The organism is Phocaeicola fibrisolvens (assembly GCF_025567125.1).
GTDB lineage: Bacteria > Bacteroidota > Bacteroidia > Bacteroidales > Bacteroidaceae > Phocaeicola > Phocaeicola fibrisolvens.
Genome location: NZ_JAOQJI010000026.1, coordinates 17,575 through 39,697, shown reverse-complemented (window position 1 = coordinate 39,697; position 22,123 = coordinate 17,575). Strand labels below are relative to the sequence as shown.

Sequence of the window (22,123 nt, the reverse complement as noted above, 5' to 3'; positions counted from 1 at the left end):
ACAACCATGAAAGGTATTGTTCTTGCAGGAGGGTCGGGCACTCGCCTCTACCCAATAACCAAAGGAGTCTCCAAACAGCTCCTTCCAATTTTCGACAAACCCATGATTTATTACCCGATATCTGTGCTGATGCTGGCAGGGATACGTGATATTCTGATTATTTCTACCCCATACGACCTTCCCGGATTCCGCCGACTGCTAGGAGACGGAAGTGATTTCGGTGTACATTTTGAATATGCAGAACAACCTTCCCCCGACGGACTGGCACAGGCATTCCTGATTGGAGAAGAATTTATCGGAAAGAATGCGGTCTGTCTGGTCTTGGGTGACAATATTTTCCATGGAAACAGCTTCACGGTGATGCTGAAAGAAGCAGTCCGTATGGCTGAAGAAGAAGGAAAAGCCACTGTTTTTGGTTACTGGGTGAGCGACCCGGAACGTTATGGAGTGGCTGAATTCGACAAGGAAGGAAATTGCCTGTCCATTGAAGAAAAGCCTCAGCACCCCAAGTCCAACTATGCCGTGACAGGCCTTTATTTCTATCCGAACAAGGTGGTGGAAGTAGCCAAACAAATCAAGCCTTCCGCCCGCGGTGAACTGGAAATCACTTCGGTGAACCAGCGTTTCCTGGCCGACGGAGAGCTGAAAGTCCAGACTTTGGGAAGAGGATTCGCCTGGCTGGACACCGGCACACACGACTCGCTGGCAGAGGCATCCACCTACATCGAGGTAATTGAAAAACGACAAGGACTGAAAGTGGCTTGCCTGGAAGGAATCGCCCTGCGACAAGGCTGGATTACCCCCGAAAAGATGAGAGAACTGGCCCAGCCCATGCTGAAAAACCAATACGGCCAATATTTACTGAAAGTCATCGACGAGTTGCAAAGAAACAATCGATAAATGAATCATTCAAAAATGGAAGTAATAAATACAGAGATTGAAGGGGTGGTCATTATTGAACCCCGCCTGTTCAAAGATGAGAGAGGATATTTTTTTGAATCTTTTTCACAAAGAGATTTCGACAAGCAAGTACGCACCATCCATTTCGTACAAGACAACGAGAGTAAATCCAGTTACGGAGTGTTACGCGGACTGCATTTTCAGAAACCACCGTTTGCTCAAAGCAAACTGGTAAGAGTCATCAAAGGTGCTGTACTCGACGTGGCGGTGGACATCCGAAAGGGTTCTCCCACTTTCGGACAACATGTAGCTGTGGAACTGACCGAAGACAATCACCGCCAGTTCTTCATTCCACGAGGCTTTGCCCACGGATTCAGCGTACTGAGCGACGAAGTCATCTTCCAGTATAAGTGCGACAATTTCTATGCCCCCCAAAGTGAAGGAGCCATCGCTTGGAACGACCCGGCTTTGAAGATTGACTGGAAGGTTCCTGCCGAAAAAGTCATCCTTTCGGAGAAAGACAAACACCATCCGCTACTGGCAGAAGCCGACTGGCTGTTCGACTACCACGAAGACCTTTACAAAAAATAAGACACAAAAAATCCCCGGATAACGAGATTGCCGTCCGGGGATTTTTTTATCAATTATTTTCCTGTGCGTTCTTTTTCATACGCAATTCATACAAATCATTCCGGCGGTCACGCAGGTTACGCACACTACCATAGGTGTGAAGTTCATTCAATAAGTCTAAATCCACATCGGAAACCAGAATCATTTCCGTATTCGGAGTAGCTTCCGCACGTTTTCCGTCGGTCGGGAAAGCAAAGTCGCACGGCGTAAAGACTCCCGACTGGGCATACTGGATATCCATGTTGTGCACACGAGGCAGGTTGCCCACACTTCCGGCAATCACCACGAAACATTCATTTTCAATGGCACGTGCCTGTGCACAGACCCGTACACGTGAATAACCGTTCTGCGTATCGGTTAGGAACGGCACAAACAGAATCTGCATGCCCTGATCGGCCATCAGTCTGGAAAGTTCCGGGAATTCCACATCGTAGCAAATCAGCACACCGATTTTGGCACAGTCGGTGTCAAAGGTCTGTACTTTCTTACCGCCGCTCAATCCCCAACTCTTCACTTCATCGGGAGTTACATGAATCTTCTCATACATTTCGTAAGTTCCATCACGACGGCAAAGGAAACCCACATTATAGAGTCCGCCGTCCTCTTTCACGTAAGGCGTACTTCCGGTGATAATATTGATGTTATGCTTAATAGCCAGGTTGATGAAACGTTCTCTGATATCTTCCGTATATTGAGCCAAAGCACGGATAGACTGGGCCTCTCCCATATTGTTGAATTTGGCCATCAACGGAGCGTTGAAATATTCCGGGAAAAGTACAAAGTCACTCTTATATCCGGCCACCGCATCGATGAAGAACTCCACTTGCTCAAACACGTCATCCAATGTCTGATAGGAACGCATCTGCCACTGTACCAACCCTACTCTGACTGTGGTCTTCTTGTCAATGTACGAATCTGTAGGCGGCTGATAGTAAATATTATCCCACTGCAACAACGTAGCGCAGTGCTTGGATTCCTCGTCGTTCGGCAGGTAATTACGCATCACACGACGTACGTGGAAATCATTCGAAAGCTGGAAGGTCAGCACCGGATCGTAGATTTCGCGCGAACGGACCTTCTCGATGTATTCCTTCGGACGCATCTGGTCGGCATATTTGTAATAGTTCGGAATACGTCCACCGAACATGATGGCTTTCAGGTTCAATTTTTCACACAACTCCTTGCGGTATTCATACATTCGGCGGGCCAGGCGCAATCCCCGGTATTCCGGATGGATAAACACTTCAATACCATAAAGGATATTTCCTTTCGGGTTGTGTGTACTGAAAGTCTCATCTCCTGTCACCTTCGCATACGTGTGGTCTCCCTTGACCAAATCATAATCCACGATGATAGAAAGTGCGCATCCCACAATCTTGTCATCCACGACGGTTACAATCTGTCCTTCGGGGAAAATACGAATCAGTTTTTCTATTTGTGCATGTGTCCAGAACACATCCTTGTCTGCATAAACACGAGTAAACGACTGGGCAAGCTGTGCATAGTCTTCAATCTGCAAATTTCGAAGCTCTACCTTGTTAATCTTCTTTTGAGTCGGTTCCATAATTTAACTAATTTTGTCCGTTATTTTTCTCGGGCACAAAAGTAATCATTTCCTCAGGTAGGGTGTATCGCTTATTCAGGATTATTATACTATCTTTGTGACAAAAACTAAACCCCATGAAAAAAATTAAACTAGGACTCCTTGCCCGCATCATCCTAGCTATCGCTCTGGGTATTGGTGCAGGTACAGTTTCGCCGGCACTTCCGGTACGCATTTTTGTGACATTCAACGCGCTTTTCAGCCAGTTTCTGAACTTCATCATTCCTCTGATTATTGTAGGACTGGTCACCCCGGCCATCGCCGACATCGGAAAAGGAGCCGGGAAAATGCTGGTAGCCACCGTGTTGCTGGCTTACGGAGCCACCCTGTTTTCCGGATTTCTTTCATTCGGCGTGGGAGAGACCTTCTTCCCCAGCCTCATCACCCGAAACATACCTTTGTCGGAAATCAGTGAGGCACAAGGAACCACCCCGTTCTTCACCGTAGCCATACCCGAACCGCTCAACGTTATGACCGCACTCGTCATGGCCTTCACTCTCGGACTCGGACTGGCTCACCTGGATACCACCTACCTGAAAAATGTCTGCAACGATTTCAAGGAAATTATCGTCAAGACCATACAAGCCGTGATACTTCCCCTGTTGCCGATTTATATCTTCGGCATTTTCTTCAACATGACTCACTCCGGACAAGTGTTCCACGTACTGGCAGTGTTTATCAAGATTATCGGTATCATCTTCCTGCTGCACATTTTCCTGCTGATATTCCAATACTGCATCGCGGGACTGTTTGTACGCAAGAATCCGTTCCGTCTGCTGGCAAGAATGATGCCGGCCTATTTCACTGCCTTAGGAACTCAGTCGTCTGCCGCCACCATTCCTGTCACCCTGAAACAGACCATACAAAACGGTGTACACGAAGGGATTGCCGGATTTGTCATCCCCTTGTGTGCCACCATCCACCTGTCGGGAAGTACCATGAAGATTGTGGCCTGCGCCCTGGCCCTGATGATGATGCAAGATATTCCCTACGATTTCCAAATGTTTGCCGGATTTATCTTTATATTGGGAATCACCATGGTAGCCGCCCCGGGTGTACCTGGAGGAGCCATTATGGCCTCGCTCGGCATCTTGTCGTCCATGCTGGGATTTGACGAGAATGCACAGGCCCTGATGATTGCCTTATACATCGCCATGGACAGTTTCGGCACAGCCTGCAACGTGACTGGCGACGGAGCCTTGGCATTGCTCATTGACAAATGGTTCGGCCCGTCGGAAGATAAAAAATAGGTTATTTCATACCACGCGCCTTGAAAATCCGCTCTTTGGCATCGTTGATGAGCTGGAGCTTTTCTTCGGCAGCCTTTCGGATGTCTTCTCCCAATGTGGCTACGCGGTCGGGATGGTGTTTCAGCACGAGACTGCGATAAACCTTGCGTACTTCTTCGTCCGAAGCGGTAGGTTCGATTTCCAGCACCTTGTAGGCATCCTCCAGTGAATCGCCCTTCAGGTTCAGCATGGAATCCACTTCCTGTAAAGACAACTGCATGGACTGAGCCACTTCCTTCAAGGCATCCACCTCTGCCTGACACACATTGCCGTCACTCTGGGCAATCTTTACCAGAAAATCGAGCAACTGCAGACGCTGTTCATAGGTTAAATTGGCCGCAATCTGCGCCCCACATTCCCGGATGGTACGACGAAACGCAGAAGGGTCATTCCGCTCCATCTGCTTGCGTTGTTCAAACAGATTCAACAAAATACGTTCGCCCTCGTCCACTGCATTGGCGCCAAAATTAACCCGCAGGAACTGACGTACAAATTCCATCTCACTGTGCATGATGCGACCGTCTGCACGAATAATATACGAAGCCATGACCAGCATGGAAAACAAGAAACTATTACGCTGCCCGGCATAGATATCTTCTTGTGCCGTACCGCCTGCTTCATCTATTTCATTCTGTGCAGCCACACTTTTATCAAACAAAGAACCGATGGCAAATCCTGCCAAGGCTCCCAAAGGTCCCATGGTCATGAATCCCATGATTCCCCCAATCCATTTTCCGTATCCCATAAACGATTGATTCTATTATTCTACTATCTTAAAACAATGTACACACTTCTGCCTGGCTCACTTTAATCAAATCGGCCGGAGCCAGCTTCACCTGCAAACCTCTCACTCCTGCACTGACGTAGATATAAGGAAAATCATTACAAGTGTGATGGATGTAAGTGGGGAAATGTTTCTTCATTCCGATGGGAGAGCATCCCCCACGGATGTAACCCGTAAGCGGAAGCAGTTCTTTCATGGGTATCAAGTCGCATTTCTTGTTTCCGGAAATCTTGGCCGCCATTTTCAGGTCGATTTCATGTTCCCCCGGAACTACACAAACAAAATATCCCGATTTATCTCCCTGCAAAACCAGTGTTTTGAACACCTGTTCGATATTCTCTCCCAATGTGGCAGCCACATGCACACAACTCAAGTCGTTCTCGTCCACCTCGTATGGAACCAGTTCGTATTTCACTTTGTCCCGATCCAACAGACGGGCTGCATTGGTCTTTGCAATCTTATCTTTTGCCATTTTTTATCGCTCCTTTCAATTCTTCCTTTAAGAAACCTGATGTATATCCTTTACCCGATTCGGCCACCTCTTCCGGAGTACCGCAAACCAGCAACTGGCCTCCTCCCTTTCCGCCTTCGGGGCCCATATCAATAATATAGTCTGCCATTTTAATGACATCCAGATTATGCTCTATCACGATAACCGTATTTCCTTTGTCCACCAAACGGTTCAGCACATTCATCAACACCCGAATATCCTCAAAGTGTAATCCGGTGGTCGGCTCGTCCAGAATGTACACGGTCTTACCCGTATCTCTCTTCGACAATTCCGTAGCCAGTTTCACGCGCTGGCTCTCCCCTCCCGACAAGGTCGTGGAAGGTTGCCCCAGTTTGATATAGCCAAGCCCCACTTCCTGCAACACCTTGATTTTATTCAGAATCTGCGGTACATTCTCAAAGAATTCCACCGCACGGTTGATGGTCATATCCAACACATCAGCAATGGACTTTCCCTTGTAGCGCACTTCCAGCGTCTCACGGTTGTAGCGCTTGCCGTGACACACCTCACACGGCACCAGCACATCCGGCAGGAAATTCATCTCGATAGTCTTGTAACCGTTTCCGCCACAAGCTTCACATCGTCCGCCAGACACATTAAACGAGAAACGTCCGGCCTTATAGCCGCGAATCTTCGCCTCCGGAAGGCCGACAAACAGGTTACGGATATCAGAAAACACACCCGTATATGTTGCCGGATTGGAACGGGGCGTTCTTCCCAGCGGAGACTGGTCCACATTCACCACTTTGTCAATGTATTCCAATCCTTCCACACTGTCATACGGCAAGGGGTCTTGCAACGAACGGTAGAAATGCTGGGAGAGAATCGGCTGCAACGTATCGTTTACCAACGTAGACTTTCCACTACCGGAAACGCCCGTCACGCAAATCAGCTTGCCCAACGGGAACTCCACATCATCGCCTTTCAGGTTGTTGCCACGGGCTCCTCGTAGAATCAAAGAATACCCATTGCCCTTTCTCCGCTCCGCCGGCACTTCAATGCTCATCTTCCCGTTCAAATATTGTGAGGTCAGCGTATCGGTTTTCAGCATTTCTGCCGGAGTACCGGAAAAGACTACCTCTCCTCCCAACCGACCGGCTTTCGGCCCCATGTCTACAATGTAGTCTGCGGCCAGCATCATATCCTTGTCATGCTCCACCACTATCACAGTATTTCCCAAATCCCGCAGTTCTTTCAAGGAATTGATTAACCGGATATTGTCACGCTGATGCAACCCGATGCTGGGCTCATCCAAGATATACAGCACATTGACCAACTGGGAACCAATCTGAGTGGCCAGACGGATACGCTGACTCTCTCCGCCCGACAAAGTGACCGAAGAACGGTTCAGAGAAAGATAATCCAGTCCCACATCCAGCAAGAACTTCAAGCGGGTACGTATTTCCTTCAAGATTTCCGTCGCAATCAGACGTTGCTTTTCTTCCAGAAAATCCTCCACATGACACACCCAGTCATACAGTTCACTGATATCCATGGTGGCCAGTTCGTAAATATTCTTGTCATGAATACGGAAATGCAAAGCCTCCTTGTTCAGACGTGCCCCCTTACATTCCGGGCACACATCCGTCTTAGCAAACTGTTCCGCCCATTTCTGTGCGGTAGCCGAAGCCTCCTTTTCCTGCATCATCTGGATATACTTGACAATCCCTTCATACACTACAAAATAATCGGAAGTGGTATGAATCAATGTACTCTTGATTTTCAGACGCTCATCGCATCCGTACAAGATTTCATTGATGGCATCTTCCGGCAATTCACTTACCGGCGTTTTCAGCGTGGCCTCATAACGTTCCAACAAGGCTTCCAGCTGCCAGAAAATCATCACATTCTTGTATTTTCCCAACGGGGCGACCGCTCCTTCATAGACAGACAACGAACGGTCGGGAATCACCTTGTCCTCGTCAATCAAATTGACGTACCCCAATCCCTTGCAACGCGGACATGCTCCCTGTGGCGAATTGAACGAAAAATTATGCGGTGCAGGTTCCTTATAGGACAATCCTGTCACCGGACACATCAGTCGCTTACTATAGTGACGTACACTCTCGGTCTGTGCATCCAATATCATGAGAAGGCCGTCGCCCTGCTGCATGGCTGTAGACACACTTTGCTTCAACCGGCTGTCTTCCTTGTCCGTCACCACCGTTTTGTCAATCACTACCTCAATGTCATGGTTCTTGTAACGGTCCAATTTCATGCCATGGACAATCTCCTTGATTTCCCCGTCTACCCGGACATAAAGGTAACCCTTCTTACGCACCTGCTCGAACAACTCTTTATAATGTCCTTTACGTGTCCGAACTAAAGGAGCCAGAATAAAAATTCGTTTTCCCTTATAATCCCGATGAATCAAATCCAAAATCTGCTCTTCGGTGTACTTCACCATCTTCTCTCCCGACAGATACGAATAAGCCGTGCCTGCCCGCGCGAACAACAAACGCAGATAATCATATATTTCTGTAGTGGTTCCTACCGTAGAACGTGGATTCTTATTGGTCGTCTTCTGCTCGATGGAAATCACCGGACTCAGTCCCGTAATCTTATCCACATCCGGACGTTCCATTCCTCCCAGGAAATTACGGGCATACGCCGAAAAGGTCTCGATATAACGCCGCTGTCCTTCCACAAACAAGGTGTCGAAGGCCAAGGAAGATTTTCCACTTCCACTTAATCCGGTAATCACCGTCAAACTATCACGGGGAATTTCTACATCTATATTTTTCAAGTTGTGTACCCGGGCCCCCTGCACACAAATCGTTTCAGTTCCTTCAGTCATATTATCCTTCAATGATATCTTTGCAAAGATAGAGATATTTACTTTTCCATTTTCATCCTACAATGCAATTTTTTTTGTACTTTTGCCACTCAATCAATCCATAAATGACCATGAGATTCTTTCAGATAGTTTGTCTTTCACTGGCTTTAACGATTGGAAGTGCCCAAACGGCTCTCCACGCACAAAACGGAAACAATTATTTTCTACATACAGTAAGTAAAGGCCAAAGCCTCTACTCCATTGCAAGCATGTATCATGTGACAGTGGATGATATCGTCCGCCTGAATCCGGGAAGCGACAAACAAATTCGCGCCGGAGAAGCACTGAAAATACCACAGACGAACAATGTTTCTTCCAACGAAAAAAATACGTTTCACACCATACAGGCTGGAGAAACCTTGTATCAGTTGACCGTAAAATACAATGTCAGTGCACAAGCCATCTGTGATGCCAACCCAGGACTAAGCGCCAGCAACTTCCGTATTGGCCAAGTTATTTCCATCCCGACAGAGAATGCTACAGCACCTGTTTCCCAACCAGCCGAGACTCGCCCTACCAGTTCCGCCATATCCCAAAAAGACTGGAAGGAAATGCACAAGGTAGAACGAAAAGAAACCATCTTCAGTATTTGCCAGGAATATAACATTTCACAAGAAGACCTTTTGGAGCTGAATCCGGAGTTAAAGACTGGAAAATTAAAGAAAGGAATGTACCTCTTCATCCCTTATCCTAAAAATACTCAGGCAAGCAAACAACAGCCCGTCGCCCCATCCACCAGTCCATCGAATGAAGAACTTTTTAATCAGACCAGACTGGCTCCCAAATCCTTTCATACTATCCAAGCTGCGGTCATGCTCCCGTTTACATCTGTCAACAATGCCAAATCGGACGAACAGACACGTATGGTGGAATATTACGAAGGATTCCTGATGGCTATGGACAGTTTGAAACGTCAAGGTGTATCCATTAATTTATACACATACGATACCAAAGGAAGTTCCAGCGTCATTTCCGGTATTTTAAACCAGCCGGAAATGAAAAACATGGACATAATTTTCGGACCTGTCCATACAGCCCAGATTGGACAGTTATCCGACTTTGCCAAACGCAATAAAATCCGCCTGGTCATTCCTTTTGCTCCGAAAGTGGACCAAGTGTTCAACAATCCGATGATTTATCAAATAAACACTCCACAATCTTACTTCTATTCCGAAGTGTATGAACATTTCCTCCGAAAATTCAGTCGGACAAACATTGTATTCATCGATGTGGCCAACGGAGATAAAGAGAAGACAGAATTTATCAATGGAATGAAAAATGAGCTGAAAGACAATCGTATCGGATTCAAACAGATACAGCTGGGCACAAACCTTGCCCCTGAAAAAATCATTGCCGCCATGGATACGCTACGGGAAAATATTTTCATCCCGACTTCCGGGCGAAGCAGTGCCCTGACCAGAATACTTCCTCAATTGAGCAATGTATTGCGGTCGCACCCGAACTTCAACATGCACTTATTCGGTTATCCGGAATGGCAGACTTATACGCAAGAACATCTTGCCAGCTTCTATGAGCTGGATACGTATTTCTATTCATCCTTCTATACCAACAATCTGTTTCCAGAAGCAGTACGCTTTGCCCAAAACTACCGCCGTTGGTATAGCAAAGACATGGCCAATACCTTCCCCAAATATGGCATGCTGGGATTTGATACAGGATATTTTTTCCTGAAAGGTCTCTCACAGCAAGGCAACAAACTGGAAGACAACCTGAATAAAGTGAACGTCACCCCCATACAGACCGGATTCAAATTTGAACGAGTAAACAACTGGGGAGGCTTTATCAACCAGAAAGTATTCTTTGTCCACCTGACCAAAGACTACGAACTGATTAAACTTGATTTTGAATAAGATGAAAAGATTTCGGCAAATCCTATTCGTGTGTAGTCTGCTCTGCCTGATTCCACAATTCATTCATGCCCAGCTGCAAGACGAACGGCATAATCTGTCAGTAGGAATCAACGGAGGAGTCAACCTGAACTCTGTCAGCTTTACTCCCAGCATCAAACAGACCAACTTCATTGCTCCGGAATTCGGACTCACCGTCCGCTATATCTCCGAAAAATACTTCAAGATGATTTGTGGTATCCAAGGCGAAATCAACTTCTCCCAACGAGGATGGAAAGAAGTGATTGAGGATGGCAGTAACAACACCTACCACCGGGCCATGAACTACATAGAAATTCCTCTACTGGCACATCTTGCCTTCGGAAAAGACCAAGGTAACGGAGCCCGATTCATCTTGAACCTCGGCCCGCAAATCGGATTTCTGATGGGAGAAAAAGAATTTTATAGTGACCCATCCACCTGGAATACATCCAACCGTCCGCAAGGTACCATTGAACAGTATGGGAAATTTGCCGACCGGAAATTCGACTACGGAATCGTAGGAGGCGGAGGCGTGGAAATACGCACCGGTATCGGACACTTCCTGCTGGAAGCCCGCTACTATTTCGGACTGAGCGATTTTTATAATAACACTAAAAAAGATTATTTCTCACGTTCCGCACATTCATATATCGGCGGACGTCTCACCTATTTATTTGACTTGAAAAAATAACTCGTATGATTAAACTGATATCCTGGAACGTAAACGGGCTGCGTGCCTGCTGCGACAAAGGTTTCCGAGAAGTGTTTAACCAGCTTGATGCCGACTTTTTCTGCCTGCAGGAAACAAAAATGCAGGAAGGACAACTTGACCTTTCTTTTGAAGGCTATACTTCCTATTGGAACTATGCCGAAAAAAAAGGCTATTCCGGTACGGCCATCTTTACCCGGCATCAACCTTTACAAGTAACCTATGGGCTGGGACTCGAAGAACATGACCGTGAAGGACGTGTCATTACTTTGGAAATGGAAAAATTTTTCCTGGTAACGGTTTATACCCCCAATTCACAAGATGGTCTGAAACGACTGGACTACCGTATGACATGGGATGATGACTTCCGGAACTATTTAAAGAAACTCGACCAAATCAAACCGGTTCTGGTATGCGGAGACTTGAATGTGGCTCACAAGGAAATTGACCTGAAGAATCCAAAAACGAACCGAATGAATGCCGGATTCACCGACCAGGAACGTGAAAAGTTTCAACAGCTGCTCGATGCAGGATTCATTGACACCTTCCGCCATTTCTACCCTGACCAGACCAACATCTATTCTTGGTGGTCTTATCGTTTCAAGGCACGCGAAAAGAATGCAGGGTGGCGTATTGATTATTTCCTGGCTTCAGCCAGCCTTTCTGACAAATTGAAGGGAGCTAAAATTCACACTGAAATATTCGGTTCCGACCATTGCCCGGTAGAAGTTACGGTAGAAATTTAAGTTTTTGAAGATGAAGAACGAAGGATTCACCTTACGGAAACGGCTCCGAAGCTTCAAGTTTGCAGGCAACGGCATCCGTTTGCTCGTTACTCGCGAACACAATGCCTGGATTCACTGCTTTGCAGCCGGATGCGCCATAATAGCCGGATGTGTAACCGGACTATCTCCTATCGAATGGATTGCCATCGTATTCGCCATCGCCATGGTATTGGCTGCAGAAGCTGTCAATTCCTCGATTGAGGCCTTGGCTGATTTGGTTTCTCCCGGCTACAACGAAGCAATCAAGCGAACCAAAGACCTGGCGGCCGGAGCCGTACTGATACTGGCTATCGGTGCCGCAACCATTGGATGCATTATCTTTCTACCCAAATTTCTTGCCCTGTAATGAAACAGATTCTATTTTTTCTGGCAGTTCTCTGCCTCACCCTGCCTCTTCAAGCCCAGCAACTTGAAATCAGCAGTCAACGGAAGGCTGTTCGTACTTCCGGCGACATTGGAGCAGTCCTGCTACCCGTAGCCGGACTGACAGCCATTCTCATTCAAAAAGACTGGGAAGGACTGAAACAAGGAGCACTGGCCGGAGTTACGACACTGGGGGTAACCTACGCCCTGAAATATGCCGTCAAAAAAGAACGGCCTGACTACAGCGACAATCATTCATTTCCCTCCATGCATACTTCCGTATCTTTCGCAGCTGCTTCTTTCATCCAACGACGTTATGGATGGAAATGGGGACTGCCCGCTTATGTGGTATCCACTTACGTAGGCTGGAGCCGGGTATATGGAAAAAAACACGACTGGTGGGATGTAGCAGCTGGCGCTGCCATCGGAGCAGGAAGTTCTTATATCTTTACCCGCCCATTTGCAAAGAAACATGACCTATCCCTCAGTCCGGTAGCAGGCGATGGCTATTGCGGTTTCTATGCTTCACTGAAATTCTAAAAAAAAAAGCCGGAAGTAAGTCCTCAGCTCATAGATACGCCCGGCTCACTTCCGACATTTTTCCTCTCTACAATAAAAATAAAAACATCAATTGAAATAATACAGGAAAGTAGCTATACCTTCCAGTGCTTTCTTCTTCTGATCCTTGATTTCAATAGAAAATTTTATTTCGGCTTTTGCTACTCCGCGCAGATTGACCAGTGAATGCAGACTTGCTACCAGTCTTACGCTTTGTCCCGACAAAACTGCCTGACCGAATTTCATTTTATCCATCCCGTAATTGACCATCATCTTCAGATTATTAACTTCAATAATCTGATTCCACAAATAAGGAAGCAGAGACAACGTCAGGTAACCATGCACAATGGTACTCTTATAAGGACTTTCCATCTTGGCACGTTCTATATCTACGTGAATCCACTGATGGTCCAATGTGGCATCAGCAAATTGATTAATACGCTCCTGTGGAATTTCCAGCCAGTCGGATACTCCAATCTGCTGACCTACCAACTTTTCAAACTCTTCGTACGAGTTAATAATTACTTTTTCCATACTTATCTTTGTTCTTTAAAAAGCATAAAATATAGACAAAGATAAGTATATTTTTTTATTTCACCTTTTTTCTTTTCCAAATAAACTAGACTATAACTCACGATAAATAGACTATTCTTCAGATTTCATCATATATCCAGGCCAAAGGGCTGAAAGTTCAATACTTTACCAAACGTTTAGGTGAACCATGCCACGAGCAACCCAGACAAAAGACTTCTTCCAGGTTGAAGCCCACAAGCGATTCATCTTCCTTCTTAGGAACGACTTCTCCTTCTGAAGTCACATACACCAGCCGACGTTCCCCAGCTGCATTCTTTACATACATTGCGGCAATCTTACATTGCGGACATACCATTTTTTTCATGACTTTATCTCTTTGATTTGCTGCAAAGATAATAGTTTCCGTCAAAATCGCCTCATCTTCTTTCCACATCCGACTTCTGCTGCAACCAGGTTGTTATTGTCACCTCCCTGGTACAAGATGCCACAAAAGCACTTAACTTCGCGGCAGAAACAAAAACAAATACTTATGTCACACATTCATTCACATGCCCACGCACATCATCACGTCATACAATCCGTGAGCACCACCTTCATTGTCTGTATCCTGCTGAACCTGCTGTTTGTCATTGTAGAAGCGGGTATCGGATTTATCTATCATTCACTGGGACTGCTCTCTGACGCCGGACATAACCTGAGCGACGTATTCAGTCTCCTGCTTTCACTCTTTGCCATCCGAATGGCTGCCCGAAAAGGGAACCGACACTTCACTTATGGATATAAAAAAAGTACTGTCCTGGTTTCACTGGTCAATGCTGTTATCCTGCTCATCTCCGTAGGAGGCATTCTGATTGAAAGTATCTACAAACTTAGAAGTACGGCCCCCATCTCTGGTGAGGCGATTTCCTGGACAGCCGGCATAGGCATCCTGGTCAACGGGGCCACAGCTCTCCTCCTGATGAAAGGCCAGAAAAACGACCTGAACATAAAGGGAGCGTTTCTGCACATGGCAATGGATACCCTGGTTTCGGTGGGAGTAGTCCTTTCCGGAATTCTCATCAGTTTTACACAATGCTACGTCATTGATGCCTTTATCGGAATGGCTATCGCCATCATTATTCTGTTGTCTACCTGGAAACTGCTCAGAGAAAGTCTGTATTTGTGTTTGGATGCTGTCCCCGAACAGATTCAATTGGAAAAACTGGAAACAGAAATCAACCGGGTTCCCGGAGTGGAAAGCTGGCATCACTTGCATATATGGGCTGTCAGCACCACTGAAAATGCAGCTACTCTCCATATCGTAATCCCCAAACTTTCGGACATGGAGAACACCAAACATCAACTGAAACAGCTGCTTTCCGCACATGGTATTTCGCATTCTACCATCGAGTTCGAAACATCGGATACACCTTGTGAGGAAACCGCCGAAGGATGCTATAAACAAGCTTCCCACTAAAACAAAAAAAGTGCGCTCACCCGGACTTCCATCCCAGCCAGCGCACTTTTCTATTTTCTTAAAGAATTATTTCAATTTTACAAACAATTCCCCATCCACTTCACTTGTTTCAATTTTATCCTCTCTCAGCAACCAACCCAATCCCAAGAACAAGTCCTTGTCTGCTTTCAATTTGGCTTCTTTTTTAAGCTGCTTCTGAGTTTTGCCTTCTGTTTCATTCAGTGCCTCCCAGATTTGTCCGGCAATGACACCTGCTTTTTCTTTTAACATAGTCTTTTTGCTTTTATAATTATACATCTAAAATTGACGCGCATCAAACTGTGGCAAAATTAACAAAAAACAAGATAAATGCATACAGAAAAACTGGAAACTTTCATTTTAAAATTGAGAAAAGCGTATCTTATTACAATTTTCCTTCATTTTCCAAGAAATCTCCCCAAATTTTCGCTGCAGTTTCCACCATTCGAGCACATGGTCGCTTGGCATAATACTGAGGAGTACGGGCTTCCGGCGTAGAAACAATAGGTTCTTTTTTAGACAGTCCCAACAAATCGGCGCAACGAAGCGACCCGCACTCCTCCTTGAACTTTCCGGCCAGTTCCTGTACCAGCTTGTAATTGGCTGCCTTCCCTTCACGGTCGGCTCCATCCTTGGCACACCGTTCCAACCCGGCCAACAGAAACATACCACAAGCCGCTCCACAAGTTTCACGCATCCTTCCAATGCCTCCACCAAACGAAGCTGAAATATGCATCGCCTGTTCAAACGTAAACCCATACAAATCGGCGTATGCTCCTACCACCGATTGTGAACAATTATATCCTTCCTTAAACAGGCCGACCGCCTTTTCTATACGTTCTTCCTTTGTCATACGTCACTCCCTGTTTATCTTGATACCACATTTACCGGACAACCTTCCACGAAAGCCTTCAGGTTGTTTACAGCGAGATTCATCAACCGGACACGCGCCTCGCTGGTGGCCCAAGCCTGATGAGGAGTTATGTAACAATTACGTGCCTTCAGCAACGGATTATCGGCACGAGGTGGTTCAGAAGAAAGCACATCCAAACCGGCAGCTGCAATCTTCCCCCCGTTCAAGGCATCTGCCAAATCCTGCTCGTTGACCAGTCCGCCACGGCCTGTATTAATCAGAATGGCAGTCGGCTTCATCAAACTCAGCTTACGGGCATCTACCAGTTCACGGGTATCTTCTGCCAACGGACAATGCAGGCTTACAATGTCACATTTCCGGAACAGTTCGTCCAATGAAGGACATTTATGCACTTCGGGAGGAAGTTCCATGGCCGATTTGCTGGTATAGGCATACACATCCAGTCCGAAACTGACGGCAATGCGAGCTGTGGCCCGACCAGTATTGCCGAAACCGATGATTCCCATCTTCTTTCCGTCGAGTTCATGCAGCGGTGTATCCCAGAAACAAAAGTCCGCCTGACCACTCCACCTTCCATTCCTCACTTCCTCGGCATAATGTCCTGTCCGCTGTACAATGTTCAAGATATGGGCAAATGCCATCTGAGCCACCGACTTCGTACTATACGCCGGAATGTTCGTCACGACCACTCCCCGGCGGGATGCCGCTTCTATGTCAACAATATTATATCCAGTAGCCAGCACGCCGATGTATTTCAAATCCGGCAACTTTTCAATCGTATCCGCATCCAATACCACTTTATTGGTAAACAGCACTTCCGCACCGGCAGCACGCTTCAACACCTCTTTGGGAGCCGTCCGTTCGTACACGGTGAGTTCTCCCCACTCTTTCAAAGCATCCCAAGACAAATCGCCCGGGTTCAATGTATATCCATCTAATACGACAATCTTCATCTTTTATCCTCCTTAGATTATTATATGTTATTCTTTAAAACGTTCTCCCCACAGTCCGACCATCCGATCCTTCATTTTCTGCTCTGAAGGATTCTCCTGCGCATGCCATAAACGCTGTGTACGGATTTCTTCCGGCAGAAAGTCCTGCTTCACGAAATTTCCCTTATACGCATGCGCATACTTATAGTCTTTTCCGTAACCCAGCTGTTTCATCAGCTTCGTCGGAGCATTACGCAAATGAAGCGGAACCGGCAGATTGCCTGTATCGCGCACCAGTTGCAAAGCCGAATTGATTCCCTCGTATGCCGAATTACTTTTCGGACTGGTTGCCAGATACACCGTTGCCTCTGCCAAAGGAATCCGTCCCTCAGGCCAGCCGATTTTCATCACCGCCTCAAAAGCCGCATTGGCCAGCAGCAACGCGTTGGGATTGGCCAGACCGATATCTTCCGCAGCCGAAATCACCAGACGCCGGGCTATGAAAGCCGGGTCTTCCCCTCCTTCCACCATCCGGGCCAGCCAGTACAAGGCTCCGTCGGGATCGCTCCCCCGGATCGACTTGATGAAAGCAGAGATAATGTCATAATGCATTTCTCCCTCCTTATCATACGCCAGCGGATTCTGTTGCAGATTTGCCACCACTTTCTCATCCGTAATAACTACGGGATCCTCAGCTTCCGACTCGATGACCAGCTCCAAAATGTTCAACAACTTGCGGGCATCGCCTCCCGAATAACGAAGCATGGCATCCGTCTCCTTCAGCTCCACCTTCCGCTCTTTCAGCACCGCGTCTTTTTCCAAAGCATGGTGTATCAGTTCCAGCAAATCCTCCTTTTCCAGTGGTTTTAATACATAAAGCTGACAGCGAGACAATAACGGCCGGATGACTTCGAACGAGGGATTTTCGGTAGTAGCTCCTATCAGGGTCACCGTACCTGTCTCTACAGCTCCCAGCAGTGAATCCTGCTGTGATTTGCTGAACCGGTGAATCTCATCGATAAACAGAATAGGACTCTGCTGAGAGAAAAACCAGTTCGCCTTGGCCTTTTCAATGACTTCGCGCACTTCCTTCACTCCCGAAGTAACTGCACTCAATGTATAAAAAGGTACCTCCAGCCGGTTGGCTATAATCTGAGCCAAAGTGGTTTTCCCTACTCCCGGAGGTCCCCACAGGATAAATGAGGAGATCCGTCCCGATTCAATCATTCTACGCAACACAGCCCCTTCTCCCACCAAGTGTTTCTGACCTATATATTCATCCAGCGTCTTCGGACGCATTCTTTCAGCCAATGGTTGTGACATACACTATCAATTTAAATATCGTTCAAAGATAGTGAAAGCCAAGCGCAGAGCCAAACAGAAAATACAGTTTTCTTGACTTTGGCTATGGCGTATCCTAAATCTTTGTAAAGATAGCCAAAGTTTATGACAAAACGGTACAATACCCCCATTCGAGAACCTAAAAAGAAATGAAGAAACAAAAATGAAACAGAAATGTAAGGACAAAAAAAAAGGCGCTTTTCACAAAGGGCCTTTTTAAGTTTTCAATAGGTATTAGTTTTTTTTCTTAAGGTAAAAAGATTGTTTTCAGGATAACGGCACAAAGATGCGGCGTTTTTTTCAGGTAACCAAATAAAAAAACATGTCATAAAACACATTCTGCGTTTTTTTTCATTTTCTTTCATTTGCCATTATTAACAACATACATCCGTGTGCTCTTACAAAGATAAGCAAAATTAAGTAAAACGCATCCATTTGCAGAAATATTTTCCGCATTTATTCACACGGCGATTATTTTTACTATTTTTGCAACCATAAAAGAAAAAATAAAAAGTTTCCGTATGACAGAGATAAATACGACTGAAAATTCAGAAAAGAAGAGTCTGAATTTCATTGAGCAAATTGTAGAGAAAGACTTACAGGAAGGTAAAAACGGCGGAAGAATACAGACCCGTTTCCCGCCTGAGCCCAACGGATACCTGCACATCGGACATGCAAAGGCCATCTGCCTGGACTTCGGAATTGCCCAGCGCTACGGCGGCGTATGCAACCTGCGTTTTGATGACACCAACCCCACCAAGGAAGATGTGGAATATGTAGAAGCCATCAAGGAAGACATCCAGTGGCTTGGATTCCAGTGGGGACACGAATATTATGCATCTGATTATTTCCAGCAACTTTGGGACTTCGCCATCCGTCTGATTAAGGAAGGAAAAGCATACGTGGATGAGCAGACTTCAGAAGAAATCGCCGCCCAGAAAGGTACTCCTACCCAACCTGGAACGGAAAGTCCTTACCGCAACCGTCCGATTGAAGAAAGCCTGGAACTGTTCCAGAAAATGAATGCCGGAGAAATTGAAGAGGGCAAGATGGTGTTGCGTGCCAAGATTGACATGGCCAACCCGAACATGCACTTCCGCGATCCGATTATCTACCGTGTGGTAAAAACGCCACACCACCGTACGGGTGACAAATGGAAGGCTTATCCGATGTACGACTTCGCACACGGACAGAGCGACTATTTTGAAGGCGTAACCCACTCACTGTGTACACTGGAATTCGTGGTACACCGCCCGCTGTACGACTTGTTCGTCGACTGGGTAAAAGAGGGCAAAGACCTGAACGACAACCGCCCACACCAGTATGAGTTCAACAAACTGAACCTGAGCTATACGCTGATGAGCAAGCGTAACCTGCTGACGCTGGTGAAAGAAGGACTGGTAGACGGATGGGATGACCCCCGAATGCCGACCATCTGTGCATTCCGTCGCCGTGGTTATTCTCCGGAATCCATCCGCAAGTTCATCGACAAAATCGGTTATACCACTTACGACGCGTTGAACGATTTCGCCCTGCTGGAAAGTGCCGTACGTGAAGACCTGAACGTACGTTCCACCCGTGTGTCTGCCGTGCTGAATCCAGTGAAACTGATTCTGACCAACTATCCGGAAGGAAAAGTGGAAGAAATGGAAGCCATCAACAATCCGGAAGACCTGAGCGCCGGCACACATACCATTGAATTCAGCCGTGAACTCTGGATGGAACGCGACGACTTCATGGAAAATGCACCGAAAAAATACTTCCGTATGACTCCAGGACAGGAAGTCCGCCTGAAAAATGCCTACATCGTGAAATGTACGGGCTGCAAGAAAGACGAAAACGGAAACGTGGTGGAAGTCTATGCAGAATACGACCCGAACACAAAGAGCGGAATGCCGGAAGCCAACCGCAAGGTGAAAGGAACCCTCCACTGGGTAAGCTGCAACCACTGCCTGAAAGCAGAAGTACGTTTGTACGACCGCTTGTGGAAGGTAGAAAATCCACGCGACGAAATGGCTGCCATCCGCGAAGCCAAAGGATGCTCCGCACTGGAAGCAATGCAGGAAATGATCAATCCGGATTCATTGAAGGTACTGCACGAATGTTACGTCGAGAAATTCCTGGCCGATGCCAAACCGCTCGACTACCTGCAGTTCCAGCGTATCGGTTACTTCAACGTAGATAAAGATTCTACTCCGGAACACTTGGTGTTCAACCGTACCGTATCATTAAAAGATACATGGAGTAAAATCAATAAATAAATCCGCCTTTGCAAAAGCTGAAAAACGCTTGTTTTAAGAAATTCTAAGAAAGAATTACACCGCTTTTTGACGGTTGACGAAAACGCCTTTGTGTTTGGACTAAAACGCAAAGGCGTTTTACTTTAAACGCTTCGACGTTTCAGACAAAACACTTCGACGTTTTATCAATCTTTCTATCCTACAAGAAAAGGTCGCTGTACTCCCTTAGAAAAGAGAGTTCAACGACCTTCTCACCACTTTATAAAAGCCTTAACGCACCGGCGTCTTGGCAGACAATTTTTCCAAAAAATACACAAGAAAGAATCCTACAACCATTAGCACAACGGCCTCAGCTACATAGGCATTGGGAAGAATATTATGTTCCACCAATGGTTTCACTTCCCCGTGGCTATCCACGAAAGTTTCCACCACTTCTTTCCAGGGCCATACCTTATTCAAAGAACCCAGCATAAAACCAGTCAGTACAGCAAGGGTGATGTTACGGAAATGTGCCAACGCATACGACAAAATCCGTGAGAAAGAAGTGATTCCGATGCAGGCACCCGCTCCAAATACAGCTATCACCACCACATCCAACGTCTTGACGGCATCCATGATGAAAAAGTATTTTCCCAACAGAACCAAAATAAAACTACCGGAAATACCCGGGAGAATCATGGCACAAATGGCAATGGCTCCGCACAGAAAAATAAAAAGCAAATTCGACGGCGTCTCAGCAGGAGTAGCCACCGTAATATAAAACGCTATCACTACACCAATGACAAAAGCTACCCACGTTTTCCAGCTCTTCCATTCCTTAATATCCTTTGAAACGAACCAAGTGGAAGCCAGTACCAGCCCGAAAAAGAACGACCACACCAATACCGGATGGTCAACCAACAGCCAGGTTATGAGCTTAGCCAACGAAAAGACACTGATGCCAATGCCTGCCAGCAAGAAAAACAAGAAGTTTCCATTGATTTTCTTCCAAAACGCCCCCCATTTTCCCGTAAAGAAAAGTTTCAGGCTTTCCAAGTTGATACTTTTAATTGAATTGATCAGTTCGTCATAAATGCCTACGATAAAGGCAATGGTTCCTCCCGACACTCCGGGCACTACGTCGGCGGCTCCCATCCCCATTCCTTTTAAAACAAGAACCGCATAGTCTTTCAGTTTTCGTTCCATCAATTTTATCTATAAATAGTTAGCGGATGCAAAGTAAATAAAAAAAAGTCTCTGCGCTATCATTCTCCAAAACATTTTATGGTTTTTATTGTTATATTTATGACGATTATTCAAAAATAGATTCATTATGGCTACAACTTTATTTCAAGGAGCTCCCGTCACACTGGCCGGAGAGTTTATACAAAAAGGAGCACAGGCTCCCGATTTTTCATTGGTAAGAGGTGATCTCAGCTCATTTACCCTGGCAGATGCCAAAGGTAAATTCGTGGTGCTGAACATTTTCCCAAGTATGGATACCGGCGTATGTGCCGCTTCTGTCCGCACGTTCAACCAGCTGGCTGCCGGTATGGAAAACACACTGGTGCTGGCTATTTCCAAAGACCTGCCGTTTGCACAAGGACGTTTCTGCACGGCTGAAGGTATCGAACGCGTCATCCCGCTGTCAGACTACCGTTACACTTCTACTTTCGGAAAAGATTATGGCGTACTGATGACAGACGGTCCTTTGTGTGGACTGCTGGCTCGCGCCGTAGTTATCATAAACCCGGAAGGAAAAGTCATCTACACGCAGCTGGTACCGGAAATTGTAGAAGAACCCGATTACGAAGCTGCACTGGCGGCTCTCAAGTAACGACCCATCCATAACCCATATTAATAAAGAAAAAGGGACAACCACCGACACATGC

At 46.4% G+C, this 22,123-nt stretch carries 22 protein-coding genes; 11 read left to right on the top strand and 11 right to left on the bottom strand.

All coding sequences use genetic code 11. The annotated features are described in order from the left end of the window. Positions 1-6: 6 nt before the first annotated feature. Together rfbA and rfbC are read left to right on the top strand one after the other, a co-directional pair. Positions 7-900 (top strand): glucose-1-phosphate thymidylyltransferase RfbA, encoded by an 894-nt coding sequence (rfbA, locus tag OCV81_RS11255; RefSeq protein ID WP_148330092.1) that lies wholly within the window; start codon positions 7-9, stop codon positions 898-900. A gap of 15 nt (positions 901-915) precedes the next feature. Further along, positions 916-1,491: a dTDP-4-dehydrorhamnose 3,5-epimerase gene (rfbC, locus tag OCV81_RS11250; protein WP_148330091.1), complete on the top strand. Its 576-nt coding sequence runs from the start codon at positions 916-918 to the stop codon at positions 1,489-1,491. 49 nt (positions 1,492-1,540) lie between these two features. Here rfbC and OCV81_RS11245 read toward each other — a convergent pair whose 3' ends face one another. Further along, the gene (locus OCV81_RS11245) at positions 1,541-3,094 is read right to left on the bottom strand and encodes a carbon-nitrogen hydrolase family protein (RefSeq protein ID WP_148330090.1); all 1,554 of its coding nucleotides are present in this window, start codon (positions 3,092-3,094) and stop codon (positions 1,541-1,543) included. Positions 3,095-3,210: 116 nt separating this feature from the next. On the opposite strand from OCV81_RS11245, the gene OCV81_RS11240 reads away from it, so the two are divergent. Beyond that, complete coding sequence (locus tag OCV81_RS11240; protein WP_148330089.1) at positions 3,211-4,383, top strand: dicarboxylate/amino acid:cation symporter; 1,173 nt, start codon at positions 3,211-3,213, stop codon at positions 4,381-4,383. A 1-nt stretch (position 4,384) separates the two neighbouring features. Here OCV81_RS11240 and OCV81_RS11235 read toward each other — a convergent pair whose 3' ends face one another. From OCV81_RS11235 to uvrA, 3 genes are read right to left on the bottom strand one after another with little or no spacing between them, the layout of a single operon-like run. Beyond that, complete coding sequence (locus tag OCV81_RS11235; RefSeq protein WP_148330088.1) at positions 4,385-5,167, bottom strand: TerB family tellurite resistance protein; 783 nt, start codon at positions 5,165-5,167, stop codon at positions 4,385-4,387. A 28-nt stretch (positions 5,168-5,195) separates the two neighbouring features. Further along, entirely contained in the window at positions 5,196-5,678 is a 483-nt protein-coding gene (ybaK, locus tag OCV81_RS11230) for a Cys-tRNA(Pro) deacylase (protein WP_022352787.1), read from the bottom strand. Then, complete coding sequence (gene uvrA, locus OCV81_RS11225) at positions 5,665-8,514, bottom strand: excinuclease ABC subunit UvrA (protein ID WP_148330087.1); 2,850 nt, start codon at positions 8,512-8,514, stop codon at positions 5,665-5,667. The genes ybaK and uvrA overlap by 14 nt, the downstream gene beginning before the upstream one ends. A gap of 110 nt (positions 8,515-8,624) precedes the next feature. Here uvrA and OCV81_RS11220 point away from each other — a divergent pair, with 110 nt between their 5' ends. Genes OCV81_RS11220 through OCV81_RS11200 form a run of 5 tightly spaced genes read left to right on the top strand, consistent with a single transcriptional unit; the run spans position 8,625 to position 12,839 of the window. Beyond that, a complete protein-coding gene (locus tag OCV81_RS11220) occupies positions 8,625-10,424 on the top strand; it encodes a PBP1 and LysM peptidoglycan-binding domain-containing protein (RefSeq protein ID WP_148330086.1) in 1,800 nt (599 codons plus the stop codon). Position 10,425: 1 nt separating this feature from the next. Then, positions 10,426-11,133: a porin family protein gene (locus OCV81_RS11215; RefSeq protein WP_022352783.1), complete on the top strand. Its 708-nt coding sequence runs from the start codon at positions 10,426-10,428 to the stop codon at positions 11,131-11,133. A 5-nt stretch (positions 11,134-11,138) separates the two neighbouring features. Beyond that, positions 11,139-11,897 (top strand): exodeoxyribonuclease III, encoded by a 759-nt coding sequence (locus OCV81_RS11210; protein WP_022352782.1) that lies wholly within the window; start codon positions 11,139-11,141, stop codon positions 11,895-11,897. 10 nt (positions 11,898-11,907) lie between these two features. After that, entirely contained in the window at positions 11,908-12,282 is a 375-nt protein-coding gene (locus tag OCV81_RS11205) for a diacylglycerol kinase family protein (RefSeq protein ID WP_148330085.1), read from the top strand. Then, positions 12,282-12,839, top strand: coding sequence for a phosphatase PAP2 family protein (locus OCV81_RS11200; RefSeq protein WP_148330084.1), 558 nt, complete (start codon positions 12,282-12,284; stop codon positions 12,837-12,839). The genes OCV81_RS11205 and OCV81_RS11200 overlap by 1 nt, the downstream gene beginning before the upstream one ends. An 87-nt stretch (positions 12,840-12,926) precedes the next feature. Here OCV81_RS11200 and OCV81_RS11195 read toward each other — a convergent pair whose 3' ends face one another. Further along, complete coding sequence (locus OCV81_RS11195; protein WP_148330083.1) at positions 12,927-13,391, bottom strand: MaoC family dehydratase; 465 nt, start codon at positions 13,389-13,391, stop codon at positions 12,927-12,929. Positions 13,392-13,548: 157 nt separating this feature from the next. After that, positions 13,549-13,755 (bottom strand): hypothetical protein, encoded by a 207-nt coding sequence (locus tag OCV81_RS11190; RefSeq protein ID WP_148330082.1) that lies wholly within the window; start codon positions 13,753-13,755, stop codon positions 13,549-13,551. Between the two features lie 165 nt (positions 13,756-13,920). Between OCV81_RS11190 and OCV81_RS11185 the strand changes: the two genes are divergently transcribed. Beyond that, the gene (locus OCV81_RS11185) at positions 13,921-14,847 is read left to right on the top strand and encodes a cation diffusion facilitator family transporter (protein WP_148330081.1); all 927 of its coding nucleotides are present in this window, start codon (positions 13,921-13,923) and stop codon (positions 14,845-14,847) included. A gap of 66 nt (positions 14,848-14,913) precedes the next feature. On the opposite strand, the gene OCV81_RS11180 is transcribed toward OCV81_RS11185, so the two are convergent. The 4 genes from OCV81_RS11180 to OCV81_RS11165 form a co-directional block, all read right to left on the bottom strand. Further along, positions 14,914-15,117: a winged helix-turn-helix domain-containing protein gene (locus tag OCV81_RS11180; RefSeq protein WP_022053671.1), complete on the bottom strand. Its 204-nt coding sequence runs from the start codon at positions 15,115-15,117 to the stop codon at positions 14,914-14,916. Positions 15,118-15,250: 133 nt separating this feature from the next. Further along, positions 15,251-15,718, bottom strand: a complete 468-nt coding sequence (locus tag OCV81_RS11175; RefSeq protein WP_148330080.1) for a C-GCAxxG-C-C family protein — start codon at positions 15,716-15,718, stop codon at positions 15,251-15,253. A 14-nt stretch (positions 15,719-15,732) separates the two neighbouring features. Next, positions 15,733-16,692 carry a D-2-hydroxyacid dehydrogenase gene (locus tag OCV81_RS11170; protein ID WP_148330079.1) on the bottom strand — a complete coding sequence of 320 codons (960 nt, stop codon included), beginning with the start codon at positions 16,690-16,692 and terminating at the stop codon, positions 15,733-15,735. 27 nt (positions 16,693-16,719) lie between these two features. Then, positions 16,720-17,994, bottom strand: coding sequence for a replication-associated recombination protein A (locus OCV81_RS11165; RefSeq protein WP_148330078.1), 1,275 nt, complete (start codon positions 17,992-17,994; stop codon positions 16,720-16,722). A 539-nt stretch (positions 17,995-18,533) separates the two neighbouring features. Here OCV81_RS11165 and OCV81_RS11160 point away from each other — a divergent pair. After that, positions 18,534-20,273, top strand: a complete 1,740-nt coding sequence (locus OCV81_RS11160) for a glutamine--tRNA ligase/YqeY domain fusion protein (RefSeq protein WP_022352772.1) — start codon at positions 18,534-18,536, stop codon at positions 20,271-20,273. 249 nt (positions 20,274-20,522) lie between these two features. Here the strand turns inward: OCV81_RS11160 and OCV81_RS11155 are convergent, their stop codons facing one another. After that, positions 20,523-21,437: a DUF368 domain-containing protein gene (locus OCV81_RS11155; RefSeq protein WP_022352771.1), complete on the bottom strand. Its 915-nt coding sequence runs from the start codon at positions 21,435-21,437 to the stop codon at positions 20,523-20,525. Positions 21,438-21,564: 127 nt separating this feature from the next. Here OCV81_RS11155 and tpx point away from each other — a divergent pair, with 127 nt between their 5' ends. Continuing rightward, positions 21,565-22,068 (top strand): thiol peroxidase, encoded by a 504-nt coding sequence (tpx, locus tag OCV81_RS11150; protein ID WP_148330077.1) that lies wholly within the window; start codon positions 21,565-21,567, stop codon positions 22,066-22,068. Positions 22,069-22,123: the final 55 nt, after the last annotated feature.